The 13224-nt window shown below is 56.6% G+C and carries 11 protein-coding genes; 9 read left to right on the top strand and 2 right to left on the bottom strand.

Annotated elements, in window-relative coordinates; all coding sequences use genetic code 11:
• The first annotated feature begins 2 nt into the window (after nt 1–2).
• From OTG14_RS22010 to lpxO, 3 genes are all read left to right on the top strand, one after another.
• The gene (locus tag OTG14_RS22010) at nt 3–863 is read left to right on the top strand and encodes a ketose 1,6-bisphosphate aldolase (RefSeq protein WP_267215763.1); all 861 of its coding nucleotides are present in this window, start codon (nt 3–5) and stop codon (nt 861–863) included.
• Nucleotides 863–1867 carry a carbohydrate kinase family protein gene (locus tag OTG14_RS22005; RefSeq protein WP_267215751.1) on the top strand — a complete coding sequence of 335 codons (1005 nt, stop codon included), beginning with the start codon at nt 863–865 and terminating at the stop codon, nt 1865–1867. Before OTG14_RS22010 ends, OTG14_RS22005 begins: the two co-directional genes overlap by 1 nt.
• 143 nt (nt 1868–2010) lie before the next feature.
• Nucleotides 2011–2919, top strand: coding sequence for a lipid A hydroxylase LpxO (gene lpxO, locus OTG14_RS22000; protein ID WP_024906739.1), 909 nt, complete (start codon nt 2011–2013; stop codon nt 2917–2919).
• Between the two features lie 3 nt (nt 2920–2922).
• Here lpxO and OTG14_RS21995 read toward each other — a convergent pair whose 3' ends face one another.
• Nucleotides 2923–3654 (bottom strand): response regulator, encoded by a 732-nt coding sequence (locus OTG14_RS21995; protein ID WP_024906738.1) that lies wholly within the window; start codon nt 3652–3654, stop codon nt 2923–2925.
• A 256-nt stretch (nt 3655–3910) separates the two neighbouring features.
• Between OTG14_RS21995 and fdhF the strand changes: the two genes are divergently transcribed.
• The 3 genes from fdhF to OTG14_RS21980 all read left to right on the top strand — a co-directional run bounded on the left by fdhF (nt 3911) and on the right by OTG14_RS21980 (nt 7329).
• On the top strand, nt 3911–6058 hold the full coding sequence (gene fdhF / locus OTG14_RS21990) for a formate dehydrogenase subunit alpha (RefSeq protein ID WP_267215750.1): 2148 nt from the start codon (nt 3911–3913) through the stop codon (nt 6056–6058).
• Between the two features lie 322 nt (nt 6059–6380).
• Complete coding sequence (locus OTG14_RS21985) at nt 6381–6533, top strand: Hok/Gef family protein (RefSeq protein WP_013095084.1); 153 nt, start codon at nt 6381–6383, stop codon at nt 6531–6533.
• 121 nt (nt 6534–6654) lie between these two features.
• A complete protein-coding gene (locus OTG14_RS21980; RefSeq protein ID WP_267215749.1) occupies nt 6655–7329 on the top strand; it encodes a tetratricopeptide repeat protein in 675 nt (224 codons plus the stop codon).
• An 80-nt stretch (nt 7330–7409) separates the two neighbouring features.
• Here OTG14_RS21980 and gltP read toward each other — a convergent pair whose 3' ends face one another.
• Entirely contained in the window at nt 7410–8723 is a 1314-nt protein-coding gene (gene gltP, locus OTG14_RS21975; RefSeq protein WP_024906735.1) for a glutamate/aspartate:proton symporter GltP, read from the bottom strand.
• Nucleotides 8724–9145: 422 nt separating this feature from the next.
• Between gltP and acs the strand changes: the two genes are divergently transcribed.
• The 3 genes from acs (at nt 9146) to actP (ending at nt 13193) form a co-directional block, all read left to right on the top strand.
• Entirely contained in the window at nt 9146–11104 is a 1959-nt protein-coding gene (gene acs, locus OTG14_RS21970) for an acetate--CoA ligase (RefSeq protein ID WP_267215748.1), read from the top strand.
• Nucleotides 11105–11232: 128 nt separating this feature from the next.
• Nucleotides 11233–11547, top strand: a complete 315-nt coding sequence (locus tag OTG14_RS21965; RefSeq protein WP_024906733.1) for a DUF485 domain-containing protein — start codon at nt 11233–11235, stop codon at nt 11545–11547.
• Nucleotides 11544–13193, top strand: coding sequence for a cation/acetate symporter ActP (actP, locus tag OTG14_RS21960; protein WP_267215747.1), 1650 nt, complete (start codon nt 11544–11546; stop codon nt 13191–13193). The genes OTG14_RS21965 and actP overlap by 4 nt, the downstream gene beginning before the upstream one ends.
• The last annotated feature ends 31 nt before the right edge of the window (nt 13194–13224 follow it).

Genomic DNA, 13224 nt, shown 5'->3' with positions numbered 1-13224 from the left:
TGATGCCATTGATTTCTCTTGCCGACGGTCTGGAGCATGCCCGGAAACATCGCTACGCGCTGGGCGCGTTTAACGTGCTCGACTCCCACTTCCTGCGTGCGCTGTTCGCCGCCGCAAAGCAGGAGCGCTCGCCGTTTATCATCAATATCGCCGAAGTGCACTTTAAGTACGTGTCGCTGGATTCGCTTGTCGAAGCGGTGAAGTTCGAGGCCGCCCGTCACGACATTCCCGTGGTGCTCAATCTCGACCACGGCCTGCATTTCGAGGCGGTGGTGCGCGCCCTGCGCTTAGGGTTCAGCTCGGTGATGTTCGACGGCTCTACGCTGAGCTACGAGGAAAACATTCGCCAGACGCGGGAAGTGGTGAAGATGTGCCACGCGGTGGGCGTCTCGGTGGAGGCGGAGCTGGGCGCGGTCGGGGGCGATGAAGGCGGCGCGCTGTACGGGCATGCGGATGAAGCTTTCTTTACCGACCCGCAGCTGGCGCGCGAATTTGTCGATTCAACCGGCATTGACGCGCTGGCGGTTGCTATCGGCAACGCGCACGGCAAATACAAGGGCGAGCCGAAGCTCGATTTCCCCCGTCTGGACGCCATTCGCCAGCAGACGGGGCTGCCGCTGGTTTTACACGGCGGCTCCGGGATTAGCGATGCCGACTTCCGCCGCGCCATCGAGCTGGGCATTCATAAAATCAATTTCTATACCGGGATGTCGCAGGCCGCGCTCGCCGCCGTGGAGCAGCGTATGGCAAAACGCCAGCCGCTCTACGACGAGTTTGCCGAGCTGCTGCTGGGCATAGAAGAGGCAATTACGGATACGGTCGCCGAACAGATGCGCATCTTTGGCAGCGCGGGGCAGGCATAATGGAACGCAAAGGCATCATCGCCGCAGGCAATATGCTGGTGGACCACGTTCACCAGATCGTGCAGTGGCCGGAGCGCGGCTGGCTGGCGGAAATCACCCACAGCGAACGCTCAACCGGCGGCGCGCCGCTCAACGTCCTGCTGACGCTGGCGAAAATGCACGTTGGCCTGCCGCTGCAGGCGGTGGGGCTGATTGGCGAAGACAGCGACGGAGACTACATTCTGGCGATGCTCGACCAGTACCACGTCAACCGCCAGCGCGTACAGCGCACCACCTTTGCGCCAACCTCCATGTCGCAGGTGATGACCGATCCCAGCGGACAACGCACCTTTTTCCACTCGCCGGGCGCCAACCGCCTGCTGGATCTTCCCGCCTTCGATCGCTTAGACGGATCGATGAAGATCTTCCATCTCGGCTACCTGCTGCTGCTCGACAGCCTGGATATGCCCGATGACGAATTTGGCACCCGCAGCGCGCGGCTGCTGGCGCAGATGCACGACCAGGGGTATGAAACCTCGCTCGATCTGGTGTCCCGCAAGGGCGACCCGCGCTACCAGCCGCTGGTGCTCCCTGCCCTGCGCCATCTGGATTATCTGGTGATTAACGAGCTGGAAGCCGGGGAGTTTAGCGGGCTGGAGATGCGAGACGGCAGCGATGCGCTGAACACAGCCCATATTGCTGAAGCCGCCGCACAGCTGCTGGCAGCAGGCGTTCGTCAGCGGGTTGTGATCCACTGTCCGGAAGGGGCATGGGGGGAAGCGCCGGGTGAGCAAGGTCGCTGGATCCCGTCATGGTTACTGGAGCAGAAAGAGATTATCGGCAGCGTCGGCGCGGGCGATGCGTTTTGCGCGGGGTTTTTATACGGTTGCCATGAATCGCTGCCGCTGACAGAGAGTATTTATCTGGCGCACGCCTGCGCGCGGGCAAGCCTGCTGGCAGCCAATGCGATTGACGGTGCAAAAACGCTTGCCGAGCTGCAGGCGTTTATTCGCGAGAGCGTTTAATTTAACAATAATTGCGATATTTCATTACAGTTCTATGAATTTTACATCCCCGAACTACACTCTCTCCATCTGGCATATTCGGCGTGGGCAGTACACTGTCCGCACGCTTTTCCGAAATGAGATAGAAAGAGGACAAGGGAAAAATGTTCGCAGTCATCATCATCGGTATTTTCATTATCAGCGTTATTTATGCGCATTCACGCGGCAAAGAAAAACAGACGCTTTCTCGTCAGCTCTTCGACCATTCGACGTTCATGGCGCCCATCAATATGTTTATGACGGCGTTTTCTTCCCTGCCCGCCAGGCAGCCTTTCTTTGAAACTGAACGCTTCCCGGAATTAAATAAGCTGACGGAAAACTGGCTGATTATTCGCGAAGAGGCGCTGCGTTTGCAGCATCATATTAAGGCGGCGGAAAATAATAACGACGCTGGCTTTAACACCTTTTTTAAACGCGGCTGGAAACGTTTTTATCTGAAGTGGTATGCCGATGCCCATCCCTCCGCACAGTCTTTATGCCCGGTGACGACCCGGCTGGTAAGTGAAATCCCCTCGGTGAAGGCGGCCATGTTTGCCGAGCTGCCGGCGGGGGCGAAGCTTGGCAAGCACCGGGACCCGTACGCGGGCTCGGTTCGTTACCATCTGGGCTTATTCACACCGAATGACGATCGCTGCTTTATTGAAATCGACAGGCAGCGCCACAGCTGGCGGGACGGTGAAGCCGTTATTTTTGATGAGACCTACGTCCACTGGGCAGAGAATAAAACGGATCAAACGCGCATTATTCTCTTCTGCGATATTGAGCGTCCGATGAAATGGCGCTGGGCGCAGGCGGTTAACCATTGGGTGGGAACCACGCTAATGTCTGCAGCCAGCTCACCGAATGACGAGAATGACAGCACTGGCGGCATTAACCGCATCTTTAAATACGTTCATGCGGGTCGCGAGCGGGGGCAGCGTCTGAAAAAAAGAAACCGTAAGGCCTATTACGCCCTCAAGTATCTGTGCATCATTGCGATTTTTGCCGCCATCATTGTTCCGGCGATAACGTAAGCCTTATGCCGCCTGTTCGGGCCGGCTCACATCGGTGGCAAACACGTAACCCAGCCCGCGTATCGTTTTGATGAGCGCAGGCTGATGCGGGTTAGCCTCGATTTTCCGTCGCAGGCGCATGATCAACACGTCAATCGTGCGGTCGAACACGTCGGCGCTTTCGCTGTGGGTCAGCTCAAGCAACCGGTCACGGCTCAGCACCCGACGGGCATTTTGCGTGAGCGCCAGCAGCAGGCCGTACTCGCCCTGGGTTAACGGGACGGGATTACGCTGCGGATCGCTCAGCTCACAGCGGGTGGTATCGAGCGTCCATCCGTTAAACGCAATGCCAGCGACGGGCGCTGCGGGGGATTCCGCAGCAAGCACGCCGGTACGGCGCAATACCGCTTTCACGCGGGCGACCACTACGCGCGGGTTGAACGGTTTGCCAATATAATCATCGGCCCCCATCTCCAGCCCCACCACCACGTCTGACTCACTGCCCAGCCCGGTTAACATCACAACCGGTAGCGCCGGTCGCTGCTTTTGCAGCTGCAGCAGAACCTGCAGGCCGTTGATATCCGGCAGCATCATGTCCAGCAGCACAAGCGCGATATTCGGCTCCTGCTGCACCTGCCGCAGTGCATCCTGGCCGTTATGGCAGACAAGCACGCTGAAGACGTGCTCGCTCAGCACGTCCTGAAGCAGTTCGCAGACTGCCGTATCGTCATCAACCACCAGAATCGCCGGTTTCATCGTATGCTTCCGTCAGGGGATTATGTTAAGTCTGAACCATTCTGCCGTCGGCTCCAGTCAAATGGTTTTTTCAGTGACGGAAATTCAACCCATGTCACATCCGCTGCCTTGTCGACACGTCAATTTTGACGATTGGCTGTTTTTTGTCAGGGTTTTCACCGCGAAGGGGCCGTAAAGTCAGGGTATACCCATACGAAAAACATGGCATAGAAGCTGCATAGTGGGTGCGAATGATTCGATTAACTGGAGCTGACTGATGAAAAAAGTCGTCACGGTTTGCCCTTATTGTGCCTCAGGTTGCAAGATCCACCTGGTGGTCGATAACGGCAAAATCGTCCGGGCAGAGGCCGCACAGGGGAAAACCAACCAGGGCACGCTATGCCTGAAAGGTTACTACGGCTGGGATTTTATAAACGATACCCAAATCCTCACCCCGCGCCTGAAAAACCCTATGATCCGCCGCGAGCGCGGCGGCAAGCTGGAAGCCGTCTCCTGGAACGAGGCGCTGGATTACGTCGCCACGCGCCTGAGCGCCATCAAGGCCAAATATGGCCCGGATGCGATTCAGACCACCGGCTCTTCCCGCGGGACGGGAAATGAAACCAACTATGTGATGCAAAAATTCGCGCGCGCCGTTATTGGAACCAATAACGTCGACTGCTGCGCTCGCGTCTGACACGGCCCATCGGTTGCAGGTCTGCACCAGTCGGTCGGTAACGGCGCAATGAGCAATGCCATCAACGAGATAGATAATACCGATCTCGTCTTCATCTTTGGTTATAACCCGGCGGATTCTCACCCTATCGTCGCGAACCACGTTATTCGCGCTAAGCAGAATGGGGCGAAAATCATCGTCTGCGATCCGCGCAAAATTGAAACCGCGCGCATTGCGGATATGCACATCGCGTTGAAAAACGGCTCGAACATCGCGCTGCTGAACGCAATGGGGCACGTCATCATTGAGGAGAGCCTGTACGACCAGGCGTTTGTCGCGACCCGTACGGAAGGCTTTGAAGAGTACAAGAAAATAGTCGAAGGCTATACGCCGGAGTCGGTTGAAGCGATCACCGGCGTCAGAGCGCAGGCGATCCGCCAGGCGGCACGGATGTATGCCGGGGCGAAAACCGCCGCCATCCTCTGGGGTATGGGCGTGACCCAGTTCTACCAGGGCGTGGAGACCGTGCGCTCGCTGACCAGCCTCGCGATGCTGACCGGTAATCTGGGTAAAGCCCACGTTGGCGTGAACCCGGTCCGTGGTCAGAATAACGTGCAGGGCGCCTGCGATATGGGCGCGCTGCCGGATACTTATCCTGGCTACCAGTACGTGAAGTTCCCGGAGAATCGCGCCAAATTCGCGAAGGCCTGGGGCGTGGAAAGCCTGCCGGAACACACCGGGTACCGCATCAGCGAGCTGCCGCACCGCGCGGCGCATGGCGAAGTGCGTGCGGCCTACATCATGGGTGAAGATCCTCTCCAGACCGACGCCGAGCTCTCGGCGGTGCGCAAAGGGTTTGAGGATCTGGAGCTGGTGATTGTCCAGGATATCTTCATGACCAAAACCGCGGCGGCGGCGGATGTGATTTTACCGTCGACCTCCTGGGGCGAGCATGAAGGCGTCTACACTGCGGCAGACCGCGGCTTCCAGCGCTTCTTTAAGGCGGTCGAGCCGAAGTGGGACCTGAAAACCGACTGGCAGATCATCAGCGAAATCGCCACCCGCATGGGCTACCCGATGCACTACAACAACACTCAGGAGATCTGGGACGAGTTGCGCAGTCTTTGTCCGGACTTCTACGGGGCAACCTATGAAAAAATGGGTGAGCTGGGGTATATCCAGTGGCCGTGCCGCGATGAGTCCGAAACCGACCAGGGGACGTCGTACCTCTTTAAAGAGAAGTTCGACACCCCGAACGGGCTGGCGCAATTCTTCACCTGCGACTGGGTCGCGCCGATCGATAAGCTCACCGATGAGTATCCGATGGTGCTCTCCACCGTACGTGAGGTGGGGCACTACTCCTGTCGTTCGATGACCGGCAACTGCGCCGCGCTGGCGGCGCTGGCGGACGAACCGGGCTACGCGCAAATCAATACTGCCGACGCGAAGCGCCTCGGCATTGAGGATGAAGCGCTGGTGTGGGTGAACTCGCGCAAAGGGCGGATCATCACCCGAGCGCAGGTCAGCGACCGTCCAAACAAAGGGGCGGTCTATATGACCTATCAGTGGTGGATTGGTGCCTGTAACGAGCTGGTAACGGAGAACTTAAGCCCGATAACCAAAACGCCGGAGTATAAATACTGCGCCGTCAACGTTGAGCCGATTGCAGATCAGCACGCCGCGGAACAGTATGTGATCGACGAATATAACAAGCTGAAAGCCCGGCTGCGCGAAAGCGCAATGGGTTGAAGCCGTTAATTCATCGATGAATAAAGGGAGTGAAATATTCACTCCCTTTTTATTTCCAGTTGGCTTATCAATAATATCAATTATTATTCTGGAAAGCGGCTCGCAGAAATAATGTAATTCTCGCGAAAAAGAATTACATCTTTGCATTTTAATTCAGAGGGATAAGATGTGCGGCGGGTGCTTAAGACTTTCTGTCTTGAGCATTGTTGAGGGACAGAAAGTAGAAAGCCCCGGGAAATTTTCATTTACCCGAGGCTACTCCCTCAACTCCCAACAGGTTGAGAGTAGCCTCTTATTCTTTTTTTGACAAGGAGTAAAAGGCATGACGCCATTAAAAACTGCGTTAGGCATCGTCTTTATTATCTGCCTGACGATAGTGATATTTACCTTTATTACTCGCGGGAAGCTCTGCGAGCTCACAATAAAGAGTGAACATCAGGAGGTGGCGGCGAAATTAGCCTGCGTCGCAGGCTAACCTCTGCGGGCGGAACAACGGTTCCGCCCGGCTTGTAGGATGCTGGGGTCTTAATGCACCCATTTTTTTCTTTTGCGCCCGCGATTATACTGCGCGGCGTGTACCCAGATGATAAGAATCCATGAAATCCATTTTTCTGTTGTTAGTGTTTTTAACGTCCTTCGCCCGCGCGGATGAGATAGGCAGCCAGTATCAGAAGCAGGCGGAAGCCGGCGATGCACGTGCCCAGTATTATCTTGCTGATACGTACTTCAGCTCCGGCGACAGCAAGCAGGCCGCGCTGTGGGCCGAGAAAGCCGCAAAAGGCGGCGATGTTGACGCCATGGCTCTGTTGTCGCAAATCCTTTTTACGCAGGGCGATTACGCACAGGCCAAAGCCCTGGCGCAACAGGCAAACATTGCTGGCAGCAAACGCGGCGCGATCATGCTGGCACGCGTGCTGGTCAACACTCAGGCCGGTAAAACTGACTACCCCCAGGCCATCAGACTGCTGCAAACGGCAACCGAAGATATCGACAGCGACTCTGCGGTCGATGCGCAACTGCTGCTGGGGCTGATTTATGCCAACGGCGTAGAGGTGGCGCAGGATGACGTGCAGGCCGCCTCGTGGTTCAAGCGGAGTTCAGCCCTTTCGCGTACGGGCTACGCCGAGTACTGGGCGGGGATGTTGTTCAGGCAGGGCGAGAAAGGCTTTATCACGCCAAATAAGCAGAAAGCACTGTACTGGTTGAACCTGAGCTGCACTGAAGGGTTTGATACGGGATGCGAAGAGTTTGATGCGTTAAGCGGGGAGTAAAGTGCCGGGTGGCGGCTTCGCCTTACCCGGCCTACAAAACCCGTAGGCCCGGTAAGCGCAGCGCCACCGGGCTTAGGATGTTACTGGTCAGCCGTCTTATCAAAACGACCCAGCACTTCGCGTTCATACGCCAGCGCCTTTTTACGATCGAATTTGTGCTCCCACTTGGCGATAACCAGCACCGCCAGGGCATTGCCCACCACATTCAGCGCCGTACGCGCCATGTCGAGGATACGGTCCACACCGGCGATAAATGCCAGACCTTCGAGCGGAATACCGACGCTGCCAAGCGTTGCCAGCAGCACCACGAACGAAACGCCCGGAACGCCAGCAATACCTTTGGACGTCACCATCAGCGTCAGAACCAGTACGATCTCCTGCCACAGCGACAGGTCAATGCCGTACAGCTGCGCAATAAAGATAGCGGCGATACTCTGGTACAGCGTCGAACCATCCAGGTTAAAGGAGTAACCGGTCGGCACCACGAAGCTGGTGATCGACGCTGGCGCGCCGTAGGCTTCCATCTTCTCAATAATACGCGGCAGCACGCTCTCAGAGCTTGCCGTGGAGTAGGCCAGAATCAGCTCATCTTTCAGGATACGAATCAGGATCCAGATGCTCAGCCCGCACAGACGTGCCACGATCCCCAGCACCACCAGCGCGAAGAACAGGATGGCGAAGTGCACCAGGATCACCAGCTTCGCCAGCGGCCACAGGGAGGCAAAACCGAAGTTCGCCACGGTGACGGCAATAAGCGCAAACACCCCTACCGGCGCGTAGCGCATCACCATGTGGGTCACTTTAAACATGGTTTCGGAGATAGAGCGGAACACGGTGACCAGCGGCTCGCGGTGCGTCGCCGGCAGAGAAGAGAGCCCCAGACCAAACAGCACCGAGAAGAAGATAATCGGCAGCATCTCGCCCTTCGCCATCGACGCCACGATGTTGGTCGGCACCAGCGACAGGATAGTGCCCATCAGGCCGTGCGCGTGGCTCTGCACGTCGGCGGTCGTACTTTGGTATTTCGAAATATCCACCGTAGCCAGTTGCGACATATCAATCCCGGAACCCGGCTGGAACACGTTCGCCAGGGTGATACCGAGAATGATCGCCACCGTAGTGATCACTTCGAAATAGATAATGGTTTTCGCACCAATACGACCTAACTGCTTCGCATCGCCGACGCCCGCAATACCGACCACCAGCGTCGAGATCACAATCGGTACCACAATCATCTTGATCAGATGAATAAAGATATCCCCTGCCGGAGAGAGCAGGTTCGCAATCAGCCATTCGCGGCTGTCGCTGTGATAGTGAAGGTAACTGCCCAGCAAGATGCCCAGCACAAGGGCGATTAAGATCTGCCAGGCAAGGCTGACTTTAACGTTTTTCATAGAAACTGACTTCCTCAATGAGCGCCTTATTCACGCAAACTGCATGAATATGGAGACATACTGAAAGGGTATGAATTGTGTTGCGTTGGTTTATGGGATTTTTTAACGCGGCGTATGAGTATCATTTGCGCGACCTGTTGCGCAAGCCTTAAAGAACGACGCGTTTCACTCACAAAAGCGACGATGACGGGAGTTTGTTCTACTTCTTATAAATAACCTTTTGTTATAAAAACGCTTTTTTAAACATAAATGTGAATAATCGTCAGCATAAATTATTTTCCTTCAAAGTTTCATTCGCTCATTTTTCATACTCTTCAAACAATGCGTGATCTGTAGCCCAAATACTAAACAAAGCTTGTAAAGCCCCTACAATTAACGTTTTTGCGACATATTATTAACATCTTACAAGGAGAAAAAAAGCCATGAGCCAAATCCACAAACATGACATTCCCGCAAATATTGCGGACCGTTGCCTGATCACCCCGGAGCAGTACCACGAGAAATATCAGCAATCTATCACCGCCCCGGACACCTTCTGGGGTGAGCAGGGCCATATCCTTGACTGGATCAAACCTTATCAGAAGGTGAAGAACACCTCCTTTGCGCCCGGCAATGTCTCCATTAAATGGTATGAAGATGGCACCCTGAACCTGGCGGCGAACTGCCTTGATCGTCACCTTGCCGAGCGTGGGAATGAGACGGCGATTATCTGGGAAGGCGATGACGCCTCGCAGAGCAAACATATTACCTATAAAGAGCTGCACCGTGACGTGTGCCGCTTCGCCAACGTTCTGCTGGAAAAAGGCATTCAAAAAGGCGACGTGGTCGCTATCTATATGCCGATGGTGCCGGAAGCGGCGGTGGCCATGCTGGCCTGCGCGCGCATCGGTGCAATTCACTCAGTGATTTTTGGCGGGTTCTCACCAGAGGCGGTTGCGGGTCGTATTGTCGATTCAAGTTCAAAACTGGTGATCACCGCCGATGAAGGCGTGCGCGCCGGACGCGGCATCCCACTTAAGAAAAACGTCGACGAAGCGCTGAAAAACCCGAACGTCAAAACGGTCAGCAACGTCATCGTCCTTAAGCGTACCGGCGGCAAAATCGACTGGCACGAGGGGCGCGACCTGTGGTGGAGCGACCTGATTGAAAAAGCGAGCGACCAGCATCAGCCGGAAGAGATGAACGCAGAAGATCCGCTGTTCATTCTTTATACCTCCGGCTCCACCGGTAAGCCAAAAGGCGTACTGCACACCACCGGCGGCTATCTGGTCTATGCGGCCACCACCTTCAAATACGTCTTCGACTACCATCCGGGCGACATCTACTGGTGTACCGCCGACGTGGGCTGGGTCACCGGACACAGCTACCTGCTGTACGGCCCGCTGGCCTGTGGCGCAACAACGCTGATGTTTGAGGGCGTACCCAACTGGCCGACCCCGGCGCGTATGTGCCAGGTGGTCGATAAGCACCAGGTCAATATTCTCTACACCGCGCCAACGGCGATCCGCGCATTAATGGCGGAAGGCGACAAAGCCATCGAAGGCACCGACCGCTCTTCATTGCGCATCCTCGGTTCCGTGGGCGAGCCCATTAACCCGGAAGCCTGGGAGTGGTACTGGAAGAAAATCGGCAACGAGAAATGCCCGGTGATGGACACCTGGTGGCAGACCGAAACCGGCGGCTTTATGATCACCCCGATGCCGGGCGCCACGCAACTGAAGGCCGGTTCCGCGACCCGTCCGTTCTTCGGCGTGCAGCCTGCGCTGGTGGATAATGAAGGCAACCCGCTGGAAGGCGCCACCGAAGGCAACCTGGTGATCACAGACTCCTGGCCGGGTCAGGCGCGTACCCTGTTCGGCGATCACGATCGCTTCGAGCAGACTTACTTCTCGACCTTTAAAAACATGTACTTCAGCGGCGACGGCGCGCGTCGTGACGAAGATGGCTATTACTGGATAACCGGGCGCGTGGACGACGTGCTGAACGTCTCCGGCCACCGTCTGGGTACCGCGGAGATTGAATCAGCGCTGGTGTCGCATCCGAAGATTGCCGAAGCCGCCGTTGTCGGTATTCCGCACAACATCAAAGGCCAGGCGATTTACGCCTATGTCACCCTGAACCACGGGGAAGAGCCATCGCCAGAGCTCTACGCTGAGGTGCGCAACTGGGTGCGTAAAGAGATTGGCCCGCTGGCAACTCCGGACGTGCTGCACTGGACCGACTCGCTGCCGAAAACCCGCTCCGGCAAAATTATGCGTCGTATCTTGCGCAAAATCGCGGCAGGGGACACCAGCAACCTCGGTGATACCTCAACGCTCGCGGATCCTGGCGTGGTGGAAAAACTGCTCGAAGAGAAGCAGGCCATCGCAATGCCATCGTAATCTTTTCTCCCTCTCCCCGTGGGAGAGGGCCGGGGTGAGGGCATCAGACCGCACCTTCCTACCCTCACCCTCTCCCCATAGGGGAGAGGGGATAAAACAAACCAACCTTACCTCTGGAGAACTCTGTGATGAATAACGATATTTGTCAGCAGATAGAGAATAGTGCGCACTACAGGGAGCTCGTCGATAAGCGGCAACGGTTTGCCTTCATCCTTTCCATCATCATGCTGATTATCTATGTCGGCTTTATTCTGCTGATCGCCTTTGCCCCACACTGGCTGGGCACCCCGTTGCACGAGGGGACCAGCGTGACGCGCGGTATTCCGATTGGCATTGGCGTGATTGTGATTTCATTCTTGCTGACCGGCGTCTACGTCTGGCGCGCGAACGGTGAATTCGATCGTCTTAATAAAGCGGTACTGCAAGAGGTAAAAGCATCATGAAGCGAGTTCTGACGGCGCTCGCCGCCACACTTCCCTTTGCCGCCCACGCGGCGGATGCCATTACCGGCGAGGTACAGCGCCAGCCGACCAACTGGCAGGCGATTGTGATGTTCCTGATTTTCGTTGTGCTGACGCTGTATATCACTTACTGGGCGTCGAAACGCGTGCGCTCCCGTAACGATTACTACACCGCAGGCGGCAACATTACCGGCTTCCAGAACGGGCTGGCGATTGCGGGTGACTTTATGTCCGCCGCCTCCTTCCTTGGCATCTCTGCGCTGGTCTACACCTCCGGCTATGACGGCCTGATTTACTCTCTCGGCTTCCTCGTCGGCTGGCCGATCATCCTGTTCCTGATTGCCGAGCGCCTGCGCAACCTGGGCCGCTATACCTTCGCCGACGTGGCCTCGTATCGCCTGAAACAGGGGCCGATTCGCACCCTCTCCGCCTGCGGCTCGCTGGTGGTAGTGGCGCTGTACCTGATTGCGCAGATGGTGGGCGCGGGTAAATTGATCCAACTGCTGTTCGGCCTGAACTACCACATCGCGGTAGTACTGGTGGGCGTACTGATGGTGATGTACGTGCTGTTCGGCGGCATGCTGGCGACGACCTGGGTGCAGATCATCAAAGCCGTGCTGCTGCTGTTCGGCGCCAGCTTTATGGCCTTTATGGTGATGAAGCACGTCGGGTTCAGCTTCAATAACCTGTTTACCGAAGCCATGGCGGTCCACCCGAAAGGGGAAGCAATCATGAGCCCGGGCGGGCTGGTGAAAGACCCGATATCGGCGCTTTCACTGGGTCTCGGACTGATGTTCGGTACCGCGGGTCTGCCGCATATTCTGATGCGCTTCTTCACCGTGAGCGACGCGCGTGAAGCGCGCAAGAGCGTCTTCTACGCCACCGGCTTCATGGGTTACTTCTATATTCTGACCTTTATCATCGGCTTTGGCGCGATCATGCTGGTGGGGGCGAACCCGGCATTTAAAGATGCCGCAGGCGCGCTGATTGGCGGTAACAACATGGCGGCGGTGCACCTGGCGGACGCGGTGGGCGGTAACCTGTTCCTCGGCTTTATCTCTGCCGTGGCTTTCGCCACCATTCTTGCTGTGGTTGCGGGTCTGACGCTGGCCGGCGCGTCGGCGGTCTCGCATGACCTCTACGCCAACGTCTTCCGCAAAGGCGCGAGCGAGCGCGATGAGCTGAAGGTCTCCAAAATCACCGTGCTGGTGCTGGGCGTGGTGGCGATTCTGTTAGGCATTCTGTTCGAGAAGCAAAACATCGCCTTTATGGTGGGGCTGGCCTTCTCCATTGCGGCAAGCTGTAACTTCCCGATCATCCTGCTCTCCATGTACTGGTCGAAACTGACCACCCGTGGCGCGATGATTGGCGGCTGGCTGGGGCTGCTGACGGCGGTAATCCTGATGATTCTGGGCCCGACGATCTGGGTGCAGATCCTCGGTCACGCAAGCGCCATCTTCCCGTATGAATACCCGGCACTGTTCTCCATTGCCGTGGCGTTTATCGGCATCTGGCTCTTCTCGGCCACCGACAATTCGCCGGAGGGTAATCTGGAGCGCGAAAAATTCCGCGCCCAGTTTATTCGTTCACAAACCGGTCTCGGCGTCGAGCAGGGCCGCGCGCACTAAGCCTTTCTCCCCGGCCATTCTGGCCGGGGAG

The organism is Enterobacter pseudoroggenkampii (assembly GCF_026420145.1).
GTDB lineage: Bacteria > Pseudomonadota > Gammaproteobacteria > Enterobacterales > Enterobacteriaceae > Enterobacter > Enterobacter pseudoroggenkampii.
This window is presented reverse-complemented; position numbering and strand designations above follow the sequence as displayed.

Bases quoted from the DNA above. Each gene is read 5' to 3' on its own strand.
- OTG14_RS22010 (WP_267215763.1), top strand. From the start codon at position 3: ATGCCATTGATTTCTCTTGCCGACGGTCTGGAGCATGCCCGGAAACAT.
- OTG14_RS22005 (WP_267215751.1), top strand. From the start codon at position 863: ATGGAACGCAAAGGCATCATCGCCGCAGGCAATATGCTGGTGGACCAC.
- lpxO (WP_024906739.1), top strand. From the start codon at position 2,011: ATGTTCGCAGTCATCATCATCGGTATTTTCATTATCAGCGTTATTTAT.
- OTG14_RS21995 (WP_024906738.1), bottom strand. From the start codon at position 3,654: ATGAAACCGGCGATTCTGGTGGTTGATGACGATACGGCAGTCTGCGAA.
- OTG14_RS21985 (WP_013095084.1), top strand. From the start codon at position 6,381: ATGACGCCATTAAAAACTGCGTTAGGCATCGTCTTTATTATCTGCCTG.
- OTG14_RS21980 (WP_267215749.1), top strand. From the start codon at position 6,655: ATGAAATCCATTTTTCTGTTGTTAGTGTTTTTAACGTCCTTCGCCCGC.
- gltP (WP_024906735.1), bottom strand. From the start codon at position 8,723: ATGAAAAACGTTAAAGTCAGCCTTGCCTGGCAGATCTTAATCGCCCTT.
- acs (WP_267215748.1), top strand. From the start codon at position 9,146: ATGAGCCAAATCCACAAACATGACATTCCCGCAAATATTGCGGACCGT.
- OTG14_RS21965 (WP_024906733.1), top strand. From the start codon at position 11,233: ATGAATAACGATATTTGTCAGCAGATAGAGAATAGTGCGCACTACAGG.
- actP (WP_267215747.1), top strand. From the start codon at position 11,544: ATGAAGCGAGTTCTGACGGCGCTCGCCGCCACACTTCCCTTTGCCGCC.